Origin of the sequence: Shewanella sp. TC10, from assembly GCF_009663145.1 — a bacterium.
Lineage (GTDB): Bacteria > Pseudomonadota > Gammaproteobacteria > Enterobacterales > Shewanellaceae > Shewanella.
Genome location: NZ_VKHR01000076.1, coordinates 1 through 21,125 on the forward strand (window position 1 = coordinate 1; position 21,125 = coordinate 21,125).

The 21,125-nt window shown below is 41.9% G+C and carries 16 protein-coding genes; 5 read left to right on the forward strand and 11 right to left on the reverse strand.

Translation table 11 applies throughout. The features are described 5' to 3' along the window. Positions 1-891: 891 nt before the first annotated feature. Positions 892-1,326 carry a hypothetical protein gene (locus FNZ24_RS19470; RefSeq protein ID WP_153916466.1) on the forward strand — a complete coding sequence of 145 codons (435 nt, stop codon included), beginning with the start codon at positions 892-894 and terminating at the stop codon, positions 1,324-1,326. 77 nt (positions 1,327-1,403) lie between these two features. On the opposite strand, the gene FNZ24_RS19475 is transcribed toward FNZ24_RS19470, so the two are convergent. The 4 genes from FNZ24_RS19475 to FNZ24_RS19490 form a co-directional block, all read right to left on the reverse strand. Beyond that, positions 1,404-2,438: an aldose epimerase family protein gene (locus FNZ24_RS19475; protein WP_153916467.1), complete on the reverse strand. Its 1,035-nt coding sequence runs from the start codon at positions 2,436-2,438 to the stop codon at positions 1,404-1,406. Positions 2,439-2,574: 136 nt separating this feature from the next. Continuing rightward, a complete protein-coding gene (galK, locus tag FNZ24_RS19480; RefSeq protein ID WP_153916468.1) occupies positions 2,575-3,717 on the reverse strand; it encodes a galactokinase in 1,143 nt (380 codons plus the stop codon). Positions 3,718-4,093: 376 nt separating this feature from the next. Continuing rightward, positions 4,094-5,467: a sigma-54-dependent transcriptional regulator gene (locus FNZ24_RS19485; RefSeq protein WP_153916469.1), complete on the reverse strand. Its 1,374-nt coding sequence runs from the start codon at positions 5,465-5,467 to the stop codon at positions 4,094-4,096. Beyond that, complete coding sequence (locus FNZ24_RS19490) at positions 5,451-7,586, reverse strand: ATP-binding protein (protein ID WP_153916470.1); 2,136 nt, start codon at positions 7,584-7,586, stop codon at positions 5,451-5,453. Before FNZ24_RS19490 ends, FNZ24_RS19485 begins: the two co-directional genes overlap by 17 nt. A 404-nt stretch (positions 7,587-7,990) precedes the next feature. Here FNZ24_RS19490 and FNZ24_RS19495 point away from each other — a divergent pair, with 404 nt between their 5' ends. After that, positions 7,991-9,778, forward strand: a complete 1,788-nt coding sequence (locus tag FNZ24_RS19495; RefSeq protein ID WP_153916471.1) for a flavocytochrome c — start codon at positions 7,991-7,993, stop codon at positions 9,776-9,778. A gap of 103 nt (positions 9,779-9,881) precedes the next feature. On the opposite strand, the gene FNZ24_RS19500 is transcribed toward FNZ24_RS19495, so the two are convergent. The 4 genes from FNZ24_RS19500 to cutA all read right to left on the reverse strand — a co-directional run bounded on the left by FNZ24_RS19500 (position 9,882) and on the right by cutA (position 14,776). Further along, complete coding sequence (locus FNZ24_RS19500; protein WP_153916472.1) at positions 9,882-10,658, reverse strand: ABC transporter permease; 777 nt, start codon at positions 10,656-10,658, stop codon at positions 9,882-9,884. Positions 10,659-10,784: 126 nt separating this feature from the next. Further along, positions 10,785-12,437 carry a cation:proton antiporter family protein gene (locus FNZ24_RS19505; protein ID WP_153916473.1) on the reverse strand — a complete coding sequence of 551 codons (1,653 nt, stop codon included), beginning with the start codon at positions 12,435-12,437 and terminating at the stop codon, positions 10,785-10,787. A gap of 153 nt (positions 12,438-12,590) precedes the next feature. Next, positions 12,591-14,453 carry a protein-disulfide reductase DsbD gene (locus FNZ24_RS19510; RefSeq protein WP_153916474.1) on the reverse strand — a complete coding sequence of 621 codons (1,863 nt, stop codon included), beginning with the start codon at positions 14,451-14,453 and terminating at the stop codon, positions 12,591-12,593. Next, complete coding sequence (cutA, locus tag FNZ24_RS19515; protein WP_153916475.1) at positions 14,450-14,776, reverse strand: divalent-cation tolerance protein CutA; 327 nt, start codon at positions 14,774-14,776, stop codon at positions 14,450-14,452. Before cutA ends, FNZ24_RS19510 begins: the two co-directional genes overlap by 4 nt. Before the next feature lie 242 nt (positions 14,777-15,018). On the opposite strand from cutA, the gene FNZ24_RS19520 reads away from it, so the two are divergent. Then, a complete protein-coding gene (locus tag FNZ24_RS19520) occupies positions 15,019-15,642 on the forward strand; it encodes an FxsA family protein (protein WP_153916476.1) in 624 nt (207 codons plus the stop codon). 93 nt (positions 15,643-15,735) lie between these two features. Here the strand turns inward: FNZ24_RS19520 and FNZ24_RS19525 are convergent, their stop codons facing one another. Both FNZ24_RS19525 and FNZ24_RS19530 read right to left on the reverse strand, forming a co-directional pair. Continuing rightward, the gene (locus tag FNZ24_RS19525; protein WP_153916477.1) at positions 15,736-16,077 is read right to left on the reverse strand and encodes a hypothetical protein; all 342 of its coding nucleotides are present in this window, start codon (positions 16,075-16,077) and stop codon (positions 15,736-15,738) included. Between the two features lie 129 nt (positions 16,078-16,206). Continuing rightward, a complete protein-coding gene (locus FNZ24_RS19530; protein ID WP_153916478.1) occupies positions 16,207-17,589 on the reverse strand; it encodes an MATE family efflux transporter in 1,383 nt (460 codons plus the stop codon). A gap of 224 nt (positions 17,590-17,813) precedes the next feature. Here FNZ24_RS19530 and FNZ24_RS19535 point away from each other — a divergent pair, with 224 nt between their 5' ends. Together FNZ24_RS19535 and groL are read left to right on the forward strand one after the other, a co-directional pair. Then, complete coding sequence (locus tag FNZ24_RS19535) at positions 17,814-18,104, forward strand: co-chaperone GroES (protein WP_055022857.1); 291 nt, start codon at positions 17,814-17,816, stop codon at positions 18,102-18,104. A gap of 49 nt (positions 18,105-18,153) precedes the next feature. Then, positions 18,154-19,797 carry a chaperonin GroEL gene (gene groL, locus FNZ24_RS19540; RefSeq protein ID WP_153916479.1) on the forward strand — a complete coding sequence of 548 codons (1,644 nt, stop codon included), beginning with the start codon at positions 18,154-18,156 and terminating at the stop codon, positions 19,795-19,797. A gap of 211 nt (positions 19,798-20,008) precedes the next feature. On the opposite strand, the gene FNZ24_RS21520 is transcribed toward groL, so the two are convergent. Beyond that, positions 20,009-21,125 (reverse strand): hypothetical protein (locus tag FNZ24_RS21520; RefSeq protein WP_194945103.1); only part of this gene is annotated, 1,117 nt, incomplete at its 5' end.

Consider the following 21,125-nt stretch of genomic DNA (forward strand, 5'->3'; position numbering starts at 1 on the left):
CGTAAGGATGATAAGGAAAGTAGAAGCAAATATCCATCAGGGCCAGAGGAGTACCTCAATAACAGGCCGAATATATGGGTGCAATGAACTATTCTCAAAGTCGATATTAAATATCTTGCAAACCGGATGGGTCCATATATGTCTGGCTAGCTTTCGAGGGGAAGGGACGCCCCATCGTAAGCGTTAGTGATTTTTGTAGCTTGCCGAAGCGGACTCAAAATGAAGTTTAAAGCTGGATCAACCCCCGTTGAAAATATGCGCTTTTCAGCATTTTTCGTTAGGGGCGGCAGGGTGATCCAAGAGGGTATTGCTGTTGATACCCTTTTGGTCTGGTGTGGGCGAAGCGTCACGACTTTGATTTTTTTCAAACGATAACTTCAAAATTTGAAACAAGTTTTGGGGCAAAAACGAGTTACCAGCATCAACTTTGTACTTCATCTGTTGATGCTGCTACTGAGAATCATATCTTCAATCTAATCCATTGCCTGCCGCAGGGGTCAGAATGAACGGAATGTTTTCACTTAACCCTGCCAATATTTTGATTTTGCATGGTTATCTTTTCAGTTGCCCATATTGATGTTTTTTAAAACAGTATTTTTCAAATTATCGACTTGAAGGCTGCTATTTTTCAACTAAATTTGAAATTGAAAGCCGCTGTTTGATTTTTGTACGATATTGTTTTGGGTCGAAAGATTGAGCAGCTTAATTTGAAAAAGAATTACTGACTTCAAAATATCAAAAAGTTCATAAAACAATGATTGATTTTTACAGAAGTTTTTGATTAATTATCCTCATTAATCATGTTCTCAGAGTATGGTTTGATTATTGAACTGTGTGCTTAAAAATAGTGCATTATCAAAGGTATGTGTTGATTTAAGGGCGTTAGCATATATGTATAACACTGCAAAAAAACAAGTTTGGTTTGGTGAGCTTCGTACTTCTAGAGGCACTTCTATTGTTGTTCACGACAACCAGCTACCAGACGCTTCTCCAGGGCGAATTTATTTATTCAATGTAAACCGAAATACTATCGGTGAATACGTTGAAGATATTGTTAAAGTTAATCTACACGAACTGGATAACGAGCAATTAAAGTCAGCCAAAGCTGAGCATGATGCAGCATGGTTAGCGGCGAGAGCCGAATTTATGGCTAAGCATGAAGCGCATATTGAATTATCTTCTGTGCCTGACTCTGCGCCAGTGACAAAAAGTAAAGCGCCAGTGGTTGCAGATGAACCTATGGATGATGTCATGGATGCAGATGACGATATGGAATACGAAGATACTGGCTTTGAAGCGAGTATGAGCGAAGATGATGACGATTAACGTCATGGTATGAGAGCAATAAAATGGCGCTAACCTTAAGGTTAGCGCCATTTTTTATTGGTAGATTTTAATCGAGTTTATAAATTACCAAATTCATAACGACTTGAATGGTGATATGTGCCATTTTCAGTAATCCAGGGCTCGCCAGGTAGGTCTGGTTGGTTTGGGGAATCTGGCAGCATTTGTGGCTCAATACACACAGCTTGATGAGACTGGTATATTTGCCCTGCAAACCCTTTAGTTCCTTCAAGGAAGTTTGCGCCGTATACCTGCACACCAGGCTGGTTAGTGTAAACCGTCATAGTGCGGCCACTTTTAGGGCTTGAAAGACTGCCAAATCGAATTAACTCATTTGGGCTGGTTTGCAATACGTAACAGTGATCAAAACCATTTGTCGGCGTTAATGCTGCTCGCTGAGTTTGCTGTGAAAATGCAGTTGCAGCTGATAAATCTAAATCACTGCCTTGAGTCGGCTCGAGTGAAACGGGTACACCAACATCATTCATTGTGAGGTACTCAGTGGCATCAACTTGGATTTGATGTTCTGTGTTCGATTGACTTGAAGCACCTTCTAAATTGAAATAACTGTGCTGGGTTAAACTAATAGGGCAGGCTTTATCTACATTGGCTTGCATTTCAACAAGTAAGTTATTGCCATCTAAACGATAGTCGAGCTGTACGTTACAATTACCAGGAAAACCCATTTCTCCATCAGGGCTGGTAACGGTTAACCTGACACCATCTGCTAACGTCTGCATGTGCCATTGCTTTAAATGAAAGCCATCCGCGCCGCCATGTAAGCAGTTAGTCGCTTGATTCACATCTAATTGGTAGCTTTGACCCTGAAACTGCAATTGACCGTTAGCAATGCGATTTGAATATCGCCCCGCAATCGCACCCAAATAGGCTTGTTGAGAGAGGTAATCTTCAATATTGTCACAACCTAAGACGATGTTTTCATGTTTTCCTTGGTTATCGGCAGTCGATAATTGTCGAATAATGCCACCAAGACTTAAGATTTCGATTGCGATAATGCCATTATCTAATTGAACCCGTTCAATCTGGCCACCACGGGGATCTTGCCATGGCTCCAATGCCGTAATTTGAATCATTTATGCCTCTTCCTGATGAGATTATTAAGGAGTATGTCCTGTTTATCGTCTTTACTAACTTGGTTAATTTAGCTGATAAAAAAGGCTTAATAAATAAGCCTTGTTTGATTGTTATCTGTTGTCACTTTGGCAGGAACTAGTCAATTCTTCCTGCACCATCACTGGCTGAACATAAGTAAATAATGGCTTCTATCGCCGTTTCTTTAAAGTACTTATCTTCAATGGCATTAACCACTTCATCAGTAAGCTCATGATCGATTAATGCGACTACGCAGCCATCGCTCATTCTTACCCCGCCGCGGGTACCAATCACTTGTTTAATGATACTCACTAAGCTGTCGATTTCAGGTGTGGTAATGTCAAAGTCGGTTTTCATCGACTCATGAGATTGTGCCATTAATTGACTAAAGCGAGGCATATCATTTTGGCCAAGGGCTCTAGCGGCATTGACGGTGCGCTGGTTTTCACTCAGAACGTGTTTGGCTCTGGCAAAAAGCTCGTCTCCTAATCGATCTTTTTCACGATTAAGTTGCACTAAGCTCACTTCACGTAACGACTCTACAGCGAGTAAATCGTTGATTTCTGAACACTGTTGTTTGCGTTTATCAAAACGCTCAATGAGGCTTTGGCGATCAATATTCGGATCGACGATCAATAAGCTTAAGTTTTCTGGGATCGAGACAGGATCGCTATCAAGCTCTAAGCAGTCAATCAATAAGGCATGATCGGCTTCAGCCAAGGCGCTAATGATTTGATCCATGATGCCAGATTCAGTCTTGATGAATCTATGTTCACCGCGCTGGGCAATTTGAGCAATAGCGAGAGGCGATAGGTGCAATTGGCTTGCGTAACTAATCGCAGTACCAAACGCGACTTCTAACGCAGCGGAAGATGACATGCCAGCGCCCAAGGGCACATTGCCGACAATAGCGAGATCAAGCCCTTTTGCTTTAAGGCCTGATTGATACATTGACGCGGTAAATCCTTTTAAATACTTGCCCCAGCTACTTTGGTCTTGGGTAGAACCTTCTTCACCAAATTTCCACTGTTCAATTTGACCTGGAAAAGCATCAGTAACAGCTCTGAACGTATTATCGCTGCGTTCTTTAACTGCGATAACAGTGTGAAAATTGATTGCTGCGGGTAAAACAAATCCTTCGTTATAATCCGTGTGTTCGCCAATGATATTGACGCGACCTGGCGCTTGATACAGGTCATCAGCCGTAGTGCCAAATGTTTGTACAAACAACTTCATGGCTTTTTGAGCAGGATTAGACATACAGTTACATTCCAAATAATGCCGAGTTACGTAAAAAACCTACGCACTAAGTTACATATTCAATGACTCACTGGTTAATTTATTAGTTTTGTATTGAATTGCCTCACTTTAAATCTAGTCTAAGGTGAGTTAATTGCATGGTAGATATGTGATTTATATCACGATTGTTTCGAGGTGTAACTAGGATTACTTATTTTGATTCTATTTGAATGCGAATATGGCTACTTTTTATAATAATTCATGTGATTTTAATTATTTACTACCTCTTTAGTAGTATCTGGTTAAAAACAATGACGAAGACTTTTCTGCAGACAGAACAATATTCGTCACTGCTAATGTATTTTAATCTACCAAAAACGGCATATTGCTATGCCGATTATTCTTTTTTAGTTATCCGTCGACTTAAAGCCGACTGACTGATCCCTAGCATTTGCGCCGCAGCGGTTTGGTTATTGGCTGTGCGACTCATGGCTTCATCAATCAATGCTTGGCTCATATCAGCAAGTGTTGGCAATACTTGTGGGAATATGATGCCGTTTATTGTGTGCTCACCAGTAGATTTATGTTCATTAATCGCTTCCATAAAAGGTGAGATATTTAGTTGTATGCCATCACTGCGGCTCACAGCATCAAACACCATGCCTTTGAGTTCATGTAAATTACCCGGAAAGTCATAACACTGTAGTTGGGTTGCCAAATCACTTGGCTGCAATGGCGGCGTTAGGTTCATCTCCTCAGCGGCTAGCGATATGAAGTGATTGATTAACATGGCGATATCTAATTTACGCTGTCTTAATGGCGGTAAATGAATTTTATGGGCGCGTAAACGATATAAAAGATCGCGTCTAAACAGACCTGCTTGGTTAAGTGCAAGTAAGTCATGCTGAGTGGATGCAATAATGCGGCAGTGAACGGGATAAGGACGGTCGCTGCCAATAGGGTAGTATTGTTTTTGCTGTAAAACATCCAATAGTTTAGCTTGCGACGACAGTGGCAAGTCACCAATTTCGTTTAAATAAAGCAGACCTTTCCCTACTTGATGCAGGGCGCCAGCTTGGGATTTTCCCGGTTCTTGGCTTAGTTGGCCAAACAGTTGTAATTCAAACGCGCTTTCACAGATACCGGCTAAATTGACGTTTATAAAAGGGGCATCAGCGCTATATAACTGGTGGCAACTTTTAGCAAACTCATCTTTGCCCGTGCCGCTTTCACCATAAATTAAAATAGGTTCAGGACTGAAGGCTACGGCTTCTATATAGCGAAACTGATCCAGTAGATTGGGCTCGCAAGTGAGGATGTTATTAAATGCGCTTGGCTGGCTGAGGGTTTTACTTAAAAAGCTCTCTTTAATGCGATGGTAGTTACGTTCAAGACCCACGACTTCTAAGGCTTGGCGAACCGTTAATGCTAAATCAGCCACATCATCAGTTTTAATAAAGTAATTATAAGCTCCATTTTTGATGCAACGCACTGCGGTATCAACTTCATTTACACCCGTGACAATAATCACCCGAGTGTTAGGGTGCTCAAGGCGGATTTGCGCCAATAAATCTTCCCCTGAATGAAATGGCATGGTTAAGTCTAATAGCACTAAGGCGTAATCTGTACCCTCTAAACGGTTCATCACTTGGCGGCTATCCACACAAGTATCAATCACAGCTTCTGGCACTAAACGATTCAAGGTCACCGCTAAGGTTCTTAACCAAGGCGCTTCATCATCGACTAACAGAATATTACGTGCGAGTTTCACGGTTTAGCTCCTTGCTGGGTTCAACTGGATCTGTGTTTAATGTTTCTTTATTAACTTGTTCTTTATTCAATTGTTCTTGATTCAATGGTTTTTTATTCACTGTTTCTTTATTTAATAGTGCCGTATTTAATAGAGCTGTATTTGATGCATCTGTGTTCAATGGTGGCAGTGCACTGAACACTAGGGTAAAGCAACTGCCCTCATTAAGGGTGGAAGTGACTTTCATATGGCCATGGTGCTCTTTTAAAATTCGGCTACAAACAGATAAACCTAAACCACTGCCGCCATGGGAGCGCCTTGTAGTGAAAAAAGGTTCTGTAATGCGTTTGAGCGTTTCTTTGTTCATGCCGCTGCCGTTATCTTCAACACAAATATAAGCAGCGGTTTCAGTGCTGAATGTCTTAATGGAAATAAGCCCAGTTCCTGCGGGGGTCGCGTGACAAGCATTTTGGATCAGATTAATCATCACTTGATGCAGTTGCTGCGCGTCGCCGTTAATTAGCGCACTGGGTTGCTGTAATTCGATATTCACTTGGTAGCGTTTTAACTGATTGGAGGTCAGACGCTGCGCTACTTGCACAACTTCATTTAAGCTAATGGATTGATGATTCGAGGCAATATTGGGTAATGCATAACGTTTTAGGTCATTCACAATACGTGAAATACGTTTAGCGCTTTCTTCCACTACTTCGGTGCTGTGGCTAATTTCGTCAAAGGCTGCTTGAGGATCAAGTCCTGCAACTAACCAAAAAGGGTTTTGTTGTTGGTAATAGTCAGCGGCGGGGCGTAAATCCTTCATCGCCTCGGCAAATAGCGCAATAGAATGAATGATAATCCCAGTAGGGTTATTAATCTCATGTGCAACACCTGCCGACAGTTCGCCAAGTGAAGCTAAACGGCTTGCTTCGTCATTGGCCTGGCGAAGATGTTGCTGCTCAGTGTTTTCTTCTAGCAATACTACGGCTTGTTCATCAGCAATAGGGTGAATTTGTACTTGCCAGTATTGGGCTAAATAACCCATATCGGCTATGAGTGACTTTTTAGACTCAATGACGGATTTAACACTGGCACTTAAATCAAATGGGGTGCCATCCACATAGTGAAACTTACTGTGGGTCAGTAACTGATTATTATCGTTACTCCACAGGCACTGCATTTGATGATCAAATATCGTCATCCCGTGTGGGATACCGTCGAGTACAGCCTGAAACTGTTGTGATAAAGAGCGAATTTTTTGTTCGGCAATTTCTCGCTGCTCAAGCTCTAGTGCTAGGGCTTCTGAGCGAAACTTTAGGCTACGGCTTACCGAAAAGGTATACAGCATGCCTATGGCTGAAATAATGGAAATCACAATCGAGAGCGTCAGCATTTTTTGATGGGTCGAGGTGATATCAAATTTTTCTCGGCCCATACCAAACCACTTATTGACCAACCTGTCGTACTCTCCTGAGATTTTTAACTGTCTTAATGCATCGTTAATTTCTTTGAGCAAGGGAGCATTTGTTGGGTTGCTGACAAAGGTAAATGCTCCGAAAATCAGCGCATCACTTGAGCTTCTTACCAAAGGATATTTAGGTTGTAATCGTCGTGCGACGAAGTTCTCAGCCAGTACCACATCGACTTCTCCAGTCATTAATTTCTGGAAGCCAGTTTCATATAAATCAACTTTAACTTGGGTGAAGTTTTGTGGTTGATTGGTTAAAAATACATCCACAAAAGCGCCACTTTTAATGGCGACTTTTTTGCCAACTAAATCTGACCAATTGTCGATGTAATCTTTGCCTTGCAGGGTATACGCTTTGGCATGGGTAGCATAAATCGGATCGGACTGACTCAATTCACGCCTTACATTGGTTGGGCTAACTACGGCGACAACATCAATGGGACTTGTTGCATCATGCATTTCTGTCATCAGTTGCTGAAAAGTTTTACGGCGCACCATTATCGGTCTATCTAGCATTTGTCCTATACGGTCCATTAGCTCAACATGAAAACCTTGATCAACGCCATTATCTCTCCACTCTAAAGGTGCAGTAGTGGAGTGCACCCCAAAGACGATGGTTTCCTTTGCGAGTGAAGGAAAACTAAATAATATCAATAAGCAGAGCCAATATTTCATCAAGATTTAATCAATCATTAGCAGTCACGTAATGCTTGCACTTTAGCAAATCGTAATCTTCATAACTGTGGCATTGAGCGTAAATCTGACAGAAATCTGATGGCTTGAACAAAGCAATATTGAGCAAATTGAAACACAGCATTATTCAAATAGAGACTGTGAAGATGATCACTTATTACTATGCAAAAGTGCATAGCGCTGAGTTGGACTATGCACTTTTGCATAGGGATAAATGCCAGATGTGATCGGCTGTAAATTTTGGAAGTGTGTCTGACAAGTTCGATTGAGTGATGGCCTAAACCGCGTGAAAATTAAGTTAAATCAGGTTCAGTAGCAAATGTGATGACCAAAAGGCATGACAGAGAATGGCGAATTAGCGTCATGGCTACATTAAAGGAGTTACCATGAAATTAACACGATGCGCAGCGCTATTAGCTGCATTACTCGGTTCAGCTGGCTTAGTTGGCGGTGCAATAGCAGCAGACAACCTTGCTGACTTTCACTCGGAAAATCAGGAATGTGAAAGTTGTCATTTACCTAGCGGTGAGCTTTCAAATGACAGTCTGACATTTGAAAATGAACAATGTGTGTCGTGCCATGGCACTTTAGAAGAAGTCGCTGAAGGCAATACTCGTGAAAACTACAATGCTCACGAATCTCACTTCCCTGGCGATGTTGCTTGTACCTCTTGTCACAGTGGCCACGAAAAATCAGTTGTGTACTGTGACTCTTGCCATAGCTTTGATTTTGATATGCCATTTGGCAGTAAGTGGGAGCGTTACGAGCCTTCAATAGCTGAGCTTGCTAAAGATTCTGCAGACCGTAAAGCGGCATTAGCAGCAGCGCCTAGTGATACCGTTAATGTTGTGGTTGTTGGTTCTGGTGGTGCAGGCTTCTCTGCAGCTGTTGCAGCAACAGATAAAGGCGCGAAAGTGATTTTAGTTGAGAAAGAGCCAGTGATTGGCGGTAACGCTAAACTTGCTGCCGGTGGTATGAACGCTGCTTGGACAGATCAACAAAAAGCCAAAGACATCAAAGATAGTGTTGAGTCTATGTACAAAGACACCATGAAAGGTGGCCGTGATTTAAATGACCCTAAATTGGTTGAAGTGCTCACCTCTCATTCAAAAGGTTCAGTGGACTGGATGACTGAAATGGGCGCAGATTTAAATGATGTTGGCCGTATGGGCGGCGCATCAGCTAACCGTTCACATCGTCCTACAGGTGGCGCTGGTGTTGGTGCTCACGTGATCCAAGTGCTTTACGATAATGCGCTAGAGCGTAAAGTCGACATGCGCATGAACACTCGCGGTGTTGAAATTATTAAAGATGATTCAGGTAAAGTGGAAGGTTTACTGGTTAAAGGTAAATACACTGGTTACTACTGGATTAAAGCTGATGCCGTTGTGATGGCAACCGGTGGTTTTGGTCGCAATAACGAGCGTGTTTCTCAGTACGATCCTAAACTGAAAGGCTTTATTTCAACTAACCAACCAGGTGCTACAGGTGATGGTCTTGATGTGGCTGGCAACGCTGGCGCAGGCATGACGGACGTTAAGTACATTCAGGCGCATCCAACCTTATCAGTTAAAGGTGGTGTGATGGTGACTGAAGCTGTACGTGGCAACGGCGCGATTTTGGTGAACAAAGAAGGTAAACGCTTCGTCAACGAAATCACTACTCGTGATAAAGCGGCTGCAGCAATTCTTAACCAAACGGGTAAAGTGGCTTACTTAATCTTTGATGACTCAGTGCGTAAATCGCTGAAGAAAATTGATAAGTATATTCAACTGGGTGTCGTGCCGTCAGCTGACTCTCCTGAAAATTTAGGTAAGGTCGCTGGGATTGATGGTAAAGCTCTAACTGCATCAATTGCACAGTACAACAAATTGGTTGCTGCAGGTAAAGACACTGACTTTGAACGTCCTAACTTACCTCGCTCTCTTAATGAAGGTAACTACTACGCTATTGAAGTGACACCAGGGGTTCACCATACAATGGGTGGTGTATCGATTGATGATAAAGCTGAAATCCTATCTGAAGATAACAAAGTGATTCCAGGTTTATACGGCGCAGGTGAAGTGACTGGTGGTGTTCATGGTGCCAACCGCTTAGGCGGTAACGCAATCTCTGACATCATTACCTTTGGTCGCTTAGCGGGTGAGCAAGCGGCGGCTTACTCTAAAAAGTAAGTTTTAAAATGTAAGTCTTCATCAATAAGTTCAGCGATAACATTATTCCCCTTAATGTTATCAATGCAAAAGTGAGCCAATTGGCTCACTTTTTTTATGCTTTTTATACGTGGGTATTAAAGCGCATTTTACCACTGTGATTAAGCAGTTTACCTAAGGTTAGGCTCACTGAGGTCGCCACTGAAATTGTCAGTGTGGCAAAAATAGCCACTAAAATAACTATTTGATATTTAACAGCAATAATCGGGTCGACCCCACCTAATATTTGCCCTGTCATCATGCCCGGTAAGCTCACTAACCCAGTGGTGGCCATTGAAGCCAAAATAGGAGCAAACGATTGTTGTAGTGCACTTTGCACAAAGGGTTCAGCCGCCTGTTTTGGGGATGCGCCTAATGCTAATGCCCCTTGGTACTGCGGCTGTCTTTCTTCAAAAGCTGCAAATAAGCGCTGCAAAGCAATAATATTACCGCTAAGACTATTACCAAGCAGCATGCCAGCTGTGGGAATTAGATATTGAGCACTGTAGATGGGCGTTGGTTGAAACAGCCATAGCATCATGAGTAAAAGAACAGGTAAAAGCCCTAATAAAAGCCCAGCACAAATAGGCATCATCAAAGGCCGTTTAGGTAATTTTGCCTTATTGATAATAGCACTGGCACCCACCAATAACATCACTAACAGCCAAGCGAGATTGACCCATAAATTATCGAGATGAAATAGATATTGAAGGTACACACCAATCAGCACCATTTGCACAGTCATTCTAATTACAGCAATAGAGATGTCTTTGCCGAGCGCCAATTGATAGCTGCGGTTAATTGCGAAGGGTACAATTAACACCAACATAAATAGTCCCAGCGCTGACCAGCTAATATCCATAATCTCTCTCGTGCATGTGACTTGAATGTCGGTATTTTAGAGTGATTCAAACATAAAAAAGCGCCTTATGAAAACATAAGGCGCTGATTAGAGTGTTAAACGACCATAGCTTAAATAGATTATTGACTATGGCTTGCTTAAGGTCTGAGTAATTTCTGGCGACGCACTGGCTTTATCGACGTCGGTATTACTTTCTGACTTAGGCTCGAGTAATTCGTGAATCACGTTATCAACAAAACCTGCACCGGCAGCTTCATACAAGTTATAAACGCTGTTTACGCCTTGCTCTTTCAGCGATTCAGCATCTTCAGAGTACTGAACAATCGCACTGATTTTGCCTTGGTATTCTAGTTTTTGTAACTGTTCTACCGCAAACATATTACCCACGTGATGTGGCATGGCTAGTAGCACTAATTCAAGGCCTGGCGCCCGTTCAAGCTTTTCCCAAAAGTCGGTATCGCTGGCATCACCTTGCACAACGTTACGGCCTTCGCTGCGATGAAAGTCGACTAAGTCTTGTTTGTGTTCAATCCCTAATATCTCGCCGCTGTACTTACTGCGCAGTTCATCGTAAGCACCTGAACCAATTCGACCCATACCTAAGATTAAGAAGCGTGGGTTACCCACAGGGATCTGCCTGTCCTCTGGGTGAAGAGGATGTTTTTCCAGTGTGGTGAAGGTATCGTGAAACTTTTGGTATAAGCGATTCACGGTGGCATTTAATGGTGCAGCAATTAAGAAACTGATACTTAATGCTACGGCTAAAATAATTAACCATTCTGCTGGTAGCCAGCCTTTTTGCGCCGCAACCGCCGCAACAATCAAACCGAACTCACTGTAATTACCTAAGTTAAACGAGGCAAACAGCGAGGTACGCGCACGCAGTTTAAAGCGAGTCAGAATAAAGAAAAACAGCATTACCTTAAACGGAACTAGTAATACTAATAATCCTGCAAGTCCGACATCTTCGATAGTAGGGAGACCATTTAAGCCAATGGTTAAGAAGAAGGCGACTAAGAACAGTTCTTTAAAGTAGTAAATTGACTTAGCCAGCTCAGATGATTTAGCGTGACCGGCAAGTAAAATGCCCATGATCAGTGCGCCTAAATCAGGTTTTAAGCCAACGGCTTCAAATACCCATGCGCCCATCACTAACGCCATAGCAAGGCCGAATAGAATCAGCATTTCACCGTGACCAACGCGATCAAACACTTTATAAATCACCGGTTTTAATAACGGTAGCAGCAGTAGGCCTAAGGCATATACTGACGGGAACTCACCTTTAGAAATGGTTAAGAACAATACCGCGAAAATATCTTGCATAATCAAGATACCAATGGCGATTCTCCCGTACAGAGCTTGACCATCACCGTTTTCGTCAAGGACTTTGACGGCAAATACAGTACTTGAGAAGCTTAACGCAAAGCTCAGCAGCAATAGTTGGTTCATTTCAAGATCAACCAATCTATCTAAGCCCACTAAGCCTAACAATTTAAGGATGGGTAAAAAGAACAATATCGAACCGACTAAGTGCAGGCTGGAACTGGCCCATATTTCAGACTTGAGTAAGCTTTTAACATCAAGCTTTAAGCCAATAGCAAATAGCAACAACATGACGCCAAGGTCAGCTAACTCTTGCAGCAGTGGCACACTTTCGTCTTGCACGCCAAAAATGAACAATAAGAAACCGGCTGCTAAGTAGCCGATAAGTGGCGGTAATCCGACTCGACTCACTAACATGCCGCAGACGAGAGTAATAATGAAAATTGCTGGTTCCATAATGCCTTGGTCTAGTTGTTGAAAACAGGTTGTAGGTAAGTAGATTGTATAACAATAAAGTTAACCTGATATTAAAAATGCACCACAAATTAAAAAAATGGCCAATTTAATAATTAAATTGGCCATTTTTCAGTGTGTTACTCTACGTAAAAACTATTTTTTGAGTAACAAATCTAAGTGTTCAGCAAAAGGTTTAGGGTCCATAAAGCCGGTTACTCGCAAATCTTCACGTTGGTTGCCATTTTCATCGAACAAGATCAGCGCAGGTAAGCCTAAAACACTGAAATGTTCCATCATCTCAATATCAATTGGATCGGTTTTAGTTAAATCAGCTTTAAGTAAAACCATTTGATCTAACCGTTCAATCACCGCAGGGTTTTTAAAGGTAATATTTTCAAATTGTATACAAGCCACACACCAGTCAGCGTATAAGTCGAGCAAGACGGTTTTGCCACTTACACTCGCTTTATCTAGCTCTAGTTCTAAATCCTCTACAGATTTAATAATTTTAAACTCAACATGTTTAACTGGCGCGCTTTGATTGATTTCATTACTGATAGACGGCGCTTGTAACCCCATGGCTGACATCACCGCTTGGAAACCGTATGAGAAACTCGCCAATAATGTCAGCGTAAGCAAAATGCCGCGAGTGGTTTGCTTCCAGTTAAACTCAGACAGTTTGTTTTGGTGGATAAGGTAGCCTGTTAAGCCAATGCCCCATAGTGACCAAAGTACATCAGAGACAACGCCTGGCCAGATACGACCTACCATTACGATAGACACAGAAATCAGTAAGAAGCCAAAGATGGTTTTAATGATATCCATCCAAGCGCCTGCGCGTGGTAATAATTTACCGCCCGAGGTGCCGATAATAAGCAGTGGTACACCCATACCCATGCTCAGTACGTAGAGTGCTAAAAACCCTTGCAGTAAGTCGCCGCTTTGGGCCACATAAATGAGTGCACCCGACAGTGGCGCTGTAGTACAAGGTGAAGCGACTAAGCCAGAAATCACGCCCATAAAGAACACGCCAATCAGGTTGCCACCTTTTTGGTTATTAGACAGGTTGTTCATCTTGTCTTGCCATTTGCCTGGCAGGCGTAACTCGTACATGCCAAACATAGATAAACTGAGCAGCACAAACATCACGGCTAAGAAAATCAATATTGCAGGGTGTTGCAGCGCTGCTTGGAACTTAAGTCCTGCCGAAGCGACCACTAAGCCTAATAGCGAATAGGTAATCGCCATACCTTGAACATAAGCCATCGACAAGGTGAAGGCTTTTGCGGTAGATAGCTGCTTACCTTGACCAACGATAATGCCAGACAAGATGGGGTACATTGGGAATACACAAGGGGTTAGAGCCAAGCCAATGCCTAAACCAAAGAAGATGATCAAGGTCCACATTAAGCTGTCGTTTGCCAGCATTTGGCTTAAGCTGTCTTGCTGCGTAATTGGGGCTTGTGATTCTGAGGTGGCTGGGGAATTTTTCGCTGCTTGTTTTGCGGCGTAGTCATCGCCAATGATGGCTTTCTTGGTAGGGAGTTTACCTTCATTAGTGTCGACAGCATCTAAAATCACGTCACGCTTGGTTGGCGGATAGCACAGTTTACCTTCAGCACACCCCATAAAGGTCACTTCAACTTTGGCATCGTCTATCGCTTCTTTTAAGGCAAGTGGCAGCTCAACAAAAGAATAGTAAACAGCCTGCTCACCAAAATACTCATCATCGTGCATTTTGCCTTTAGGTAATTCGATATCGCCAATCACCGCGCCATCAGCGCTAAAGGTGAGCTTGTCACGATACAAGTAATAACCTTCGGCTATAACAAAATTAATCGCCACTTGATTACCGTCTTGCTTGTAATCAAAAACAAAAGCCTCTTCAACGGGCATTAATTCAGGTTCGTCTTGTAAAAAGCTGAATTTATTGCTGTTACTAAAAATGTCTTCACTATGTGCTATTGGCGATAGCAGCAGCAAGCTGGTAAATATAAGCGCAAATATTTTTTTCATGATTGAGAGGTTTCTTTTATCCATTGTAAATAATTTGGCAAGCCTTGAGTAATAGGCGTAGCGATTAACTCTGGTACTTCATAGGGATGTAAATCGATCACTATTTTTTCTATCGCATCATAATTATCCGCCATGCATTTTATGTGCATCGCGACCTCACTACTATGACAAACCTCACTTTCCCAGATATAAACTGATTCCATTTGCGGATACAATTGCACGCAGGCTGCAACCTTCGCTTCGACTAATGCCGTAGCGAGTTTTTTAGCGCTGGCGATATCTGGACCAGTTGTTATAACTAATAAATAGGTTGTTGCTTGCATAGGGATACTATCATCTTTGGTTTATCTTAAAGTTAGCTTAAGCTTAATAACCTAAAATAGCCTTATGCTAAGGCATATGTATCTATTAAGATACGCTAATGTATTTAACCTTGGTTATTACAATAGCGAACCACTTTACGGTTTTTCGTCGTCGAGTCCATGAGTTAATCTTGATACGTCTTGAATTAAGACCTGACTACCCCCATATTTTATTCATACCCAATGAAATAATTGAGGCAAACATGCTGTTAGTTTTATTTTTAGTATTTATTCTTGTTCCTGCTATTGAGTTATCCGTGTTGATCTCAGTAGGGGATGTGTTTGGCGCGTTGAATACCGTAGCGCTGGTTTTCCTAACCGCAATTGTGGGTGTTTCATTGGTTCGTAGCCAAGGGTTGAGTACCTTAATGTCAGTGCAATCTAAGCTTGAGCGCGGTGAAGCGCCAGGTAAAGAAATTGTCGAAGGCATGATGTTAGCTGCGGCTGGTTTATTGTTACTATTTCCAGGTTTTGTTACCGACTTTATTGGTTTATTGCTATTAACTCCATTTACCCGTTCACCAATCGCCAGTTATATTTTTAAGCGGATGCAAATGCGTGTGGTTGCTGGTGGCGGATTTAAAGGCGGTTTCCAAGGCCAAGCAGGCCAAAACCCATTTGGTGGTCAAAGCCCGTTTGGACAAAATCAGCAAAATCCATTTAATCAAGATGGCAATACTTTTGATGGCGATTTTGAACGCAAGTTTGATCCAAACGACTTAACACCAGAATCCCATCAGGTTGAAGTGAAAGATATTACCCCAACAGACAGTGGTGATAAAAACGCTAGTAGTAAAAAGCCTAGCGATACCGACAAAAACGCATAATCTGCTAATACAGATTAAAAAGCCGCTTGAGTCATTGACTCAAGCGGCTTTTTGTTATCTTTTGGGCTATTTCAGCTCTGATTGAACCAGGTTTTACCCATCTAGTTTTTTACCCATAATGTAAGCGCTAATACTGCCGCCTATCCAGCAAATGAGTAATACAATCCAAGCAAGGTTTAGCGATGGCGGTAAGTTAGTCGTCATACTTTGGTGAACAGCGTCGTAAATACTGTAAAAATCCAGCGGAATATTACCTGCCACAATTTCATCAGCAATGCTCTGAGCTCGCTTCATCACAACAGTCATGATCACGCATAGACTTATGAAACAAGAGGCAATAATGCCCCAGCCAATGGCTTTTTTACCTAAATACAAATGGCCTGAACCGGGACACACAAAAGTGTTGAGCAGTGCAGCATTAACAGATTTACTCATCATGTATTCCTTGCAAAATGCTGAGTGAGAAGTCGTTATACAATACATCATTATTAGCCAAATTCGGCAAGAGGCTATTCATCATTAGTTACAATGATGAATGGCAATCGTTGCTAGCAGCTTCAACAATCATATTGATGAATCGCTGACTTTGTCACTGTTGTAATGATGTTTTACTGAGTCAGGTTCGGTGATATTACTGGCCATAATGTAGCAAGCAATACCCATGATGGTATTGGTTACAGGCAATGCAATTAGCAAACCTTTTACCCCACCTAAATACAAACCAATTGCCGCTAATGGCAGCATTAACACAAATAAGCGCACCAAATTAATCACTAATGATTTCATTGGGCGGTGGTAAGCATTTAAGCAAGTGGCAAAAATAATCACTACGGCTAACGGCCCGTAGGCTGCGGGTAATACGTGAATGTAAAAGCTCAACCAGTCAATAACTAACGGGTCGTTACTGAAAAGCTCAGCAATAGCATGGCCGCTAAAAAAGATAGGCACATACATTAAGGTTTGAAACACTAAAGCAAAGCGCAGCGCTAGCATCATGCCGTCTTTGGCGCGCTTATGTTGGCCAGCTCCTAAGTTTTGTCCCACAAACGGCATTAACGATGACGTCATGGCCATTATTACCACTAAAAATAAGGTTTCTAAACGGATTCCAGCGCCAAAAGCGGCAACTGCGGCTTGGTCTGCGCGGGCGAGCATAGCTAAAATCACGCCATTGGCGATAGGGTTTAGCATATTCATCAATGCGGCAGGGCGAGCAATATGACCGAGCTTTTTCCAATTTGCAGTAATACGAACTCGGCATAAGGTCATTAGCTCAAGAATGCGTTTTTTATAAATGAGGATGTAGCCCGAGACGGTAAAAGCGACCACCCACGACACTAAGGTCGCAATCGCAGCTCCTTGAATTTCAAGGCGGGGAAATGGCCCTATACCAAAAATTAATAATGGATCGAGGATTAAGTTAATAATTGCGGCCACCGCCATAATAATCGCTGGCGATCGAGTATCACCCGTGGCGCGGATCCCTTGATTGCCCACCATCAACAACACTAACAGCGGCGCACTGCAAAACCATATCAACATATAGTCGTGGATCAGCGGCAAGCTTTTTTCATTGGCCCCCATCAAGGTAAACAGTGGGTCAATAGCCATAATGCCAATAGAGACCAATATACTGATCAAGATGAAGGTCAGCAGCATAGCGTCAAATAAGAAACTTTTAGCTTTGGTTGTGTTGCCCGCTCCAATTAATCGAGAAAGATTAGTCGATGTGGCAGCGCCAATACCGATGGCGATACTGGCAAACACAATGGCGACAGGGAAAGTGAAACTGACAGCAGCAAGCGCATCAGTACCTAACTGACTAATGAAGAATGTATCTATAAGGCTGCCACCATAAATGGTGAGGATACCGATAAGGTTGGGGAGGCTCATATTGAAAAGTACGCGACCAATTGGCGCACTTAGCAACCCATGTTTATCTTTCATCAATCTCGACTTCAACATGACAACGGGGGACAAATTCTATCAGTATTCATCATGCTTTAAAAAATACTAGCTACAATTTTTACAAAAAAATCGCAGTTTTTTTAGCAAACCCCTTGGAACTGTGATCATCAACCCCCATATATCAAACATCAAAGGGATTAATGCCCTTATCATTTGTTTAAACCGCCTTTTTTGTGGGCAGCAATCATTAGGAGAGTCCGTAGATGAATATTCGTCCATTACATGACCGCGTAATCGTAAAACGTTTAGAGGTTGAGTCAACTTCAGCGGGTGGCATCGTATTAACAGGCAGTGCTGCAGAAGTATCAACACGTGGTGAAATCCTAGCTGTAGGCAATGGTCGCATCTTAGAAAACGGTGAAGTTAAAGCGCTTGACGTTAAAGTCGGCGACGTAGTGATTTTCAATGAAGGTTACGGCGTGAAGAAAGAAAAGATTGATGGTGAAGAAGTACTTATCTTATCTGAATCAGACTTAATGGCAGTTGTAGGTTAATCCGCACCATTAAATCGCTTTCAATCAACAAATTTTAAGGAACATGAAAATGTCAGCAAAAGAAGTTAAATTTGGCAGTGACGCTCGCGTTAAAATGCTAGACGGCGTAAACATTCTAGCTAACGCAGTAAAGGTAACTTTAGGCCCTAAAGGTCGTAACGTTGTTTTAGATAAAAGCTTTGGCGCACCACTTATCACTAAAGATGGTGTTTCAGTGGCTAAAGAAATCGAACTAGAAGACAAGTTCGAAAACATGGGCGCACAAATGGTGAAAGAAGTTGCTTCTAAAGCCAATGATGCTGCTGGTGACGGTACAACTACTGCTACTGTTCTTGCTCAATCAATCGTGACTGAAGGTCTTAAAGCAGTTGCAGCGGGTATGAACCCAATGGATCTTAAGCGCGGCATCGACAAAGCAGTCATTGCTGCTGTTGCTGAACTTAAAGCGCTTTCTCAAGAGTGTTCAGATTCAAAAGCGATTGCACAGGTTGGTACTATCTCTGCTAACTCTGACGAATCAATCGGCGAAATCATTGCAACAGCAATGGAAAAAGTTGGCAAAGAAGGTGTTATCACCGTTGAAGAAGGCCAAGCGCTAGAAAACGAATTAGACGTTGTTGAAGGTATGCAGTTTGACCGTGGTTACCTATCACCATACTTCATCAACAAGCCAGAAACTGGCAGCGTTGAGTTAGATGCTCCTTTCATCTTATTAGTTGATAAGAAAATCTCTAACATCCGCGAATTATTACCAATCCTAGAAGCGTTAGCGAAAACAGGTAAGCCATTGCTTATCGTTGCTGAAGACGTTGAAGGCGAAGCATTAGCAACATTAGTTGTGAACAACATGCGCGGTATCGTTAAAGTGGCTGCTGTTAAAGCGCCTGGCTTTGGTGACCGTCGTAAAGCAATGCTTCAAGACATCGCGATTCTTACTGGCGGTACAGTTATCGCTGAAGAAATCGGTCTAGAGATTGAAAAAGCAACCCTAGAAGATTTAGGTACTGCTAAGCGCGTAGTTATCACTAAAGATAACGCAACCATCATCGATGGTAACGGCGAGCAAGCTCAAATCTCTGGTCGTGTTTCTCAAATCAAGCAGCAAGTTGAAGAATCAACTTCTGACTACGACAAAGAAAAACTTCAAGAGCGTATGGCGAAACTTGCTGGCGGTGTTGCCGTTATCAAAGTTGGCGCAGCCACTGAAGTTGAAATGAAAGAGAAAAAAGCACGCGTTGAAGATGCACTACACGCAACTCGCGCAGCAGTAGAAGAAGGCGTTGTTCCTGGAGGTGGGGTTGCACTAGTACGTGTTGCTTCTAAAATCTCTGAAGTTGAAGTGATCAACGAAGACCAAAAACACGGTGTGATTATCGCACTACGTTCAATGGAAGCGCCTCTACGTCAAATCGCAACTAACGCAGGTGAAGAAGCGTCAGTTGTGGCTAACACAGTTAAAAACGGCACAGGTAACTACGGTTACAACGCGGGTAACGACACTTACGGTGACATGCTAGAGATGGGTATCCTTGACCCAACTAAAGTAACTCGTAGTGCACTACAGTTTGCCGCTTCTATTGCAGGTCTAATGATCACAACTGAAGCAATGGTAGCTGAAATTCCACAAGAAGCAGCAGCGCCTGATATGGGCGGTATGGGTGGAATGGGCGGTATGGGCGGCATGGGCATGTAATTTACTGGTCTAAATCGGTGATTACAGCGTTGCCTCACCACTCGTTTATGAAAAACTAAACGTCGTGGTAAAGCGCCTTGTACTAACACGATTTATCCTGCGTAAATGCTCTGTTGGTCTATAGCCTAAAAGCTAAAGCCAAATTAGTTGTAAAAGAACTTTTGATATATATGAAAGCCCCGATACCTAACGGTATCGGGGCTTTTAGATATTAATTAGGGTAATCAGTATCAATTTCTTCTAATGTATTGATCAAACTAGTAATACTTTGCTCAGCAAAAACAAAGCCAAGCCTAAGAGCTGTCAAATTTGTTTCAAGATGCTTTCGAACAAGCAACAAAAGCTCATTCCAAAAATTTAGCTTTTCTTTCATAATTGATAAACGATGGATCTTCGAAAATGTAGCTCTATCCTTACAAACTTTTAATAAGGAACTAATATCTCTGCTATTACTGGTGGATAACATGTTTTGAAAATCTAGTGGTTTAATGTATTTGAGGATAGGTAATCGGTGATAATCAATTTTATTATCTAGCTGCCTTTTAGCCTCTGGACCTAATAATTCAGTCGTATAAACTATACTGTTGAACGGAAAGTTCTCGCTATTATCTCTTAATATCTGCTGCTCTAAGTGCAATTTTCTAGTATTAATATGCTTCATAAAATCAGCTATATAGCTTCTTTTTTCTAAACCGCAATTATCGGAAGTAATGTATGTATAACCACCATAGCCTCCATGAGAACTATCATATTCTTCACTATTCTTAAGTTCTAGGTAATCGATATTATCGATTGTTGCTATGACTTTCTGTACATATTCAGATGTGCTTTGTAATATTTTTTTATTCTCAATGAACTGAAAAATATGAATAAAGTGTTTCAGTATCCCTACTTTTTTATAAAGCCCATTTTCTATCTTTCTGATTTCTCTTGCTAAAACTTCTGCAAATTGTTCATCAGTTAATTGATAAATTTGTAGAATTTCTTTCCAGCTTTCATCTTTACTATCTGAAGGAGCAGCATTTTTCAGGTGTTCAGTGATATTACAAATCTCACCAATTAATAGTTTTTTCCACTGTTCTTCGCTGAGGATGTTTGTTGCAAGCCATAGAATATCACCACCAAATTGTTCCTTAAATGTATCAAGGAATAGTTCTCGTTCCGTTTTTATGTCTTTTTTATCAGTGCTGGACATATTAGGGTAAGGGTTACTAAGAGCTTCAAAAAGTATGGGGTTATTGTTAACTCTATAGTGAATAGAAAGAGGGAAAAATACATCTCGAAAGGTGTTGATAGTAGCTTCACTTAACTGTTTTTCGGTATTTGTT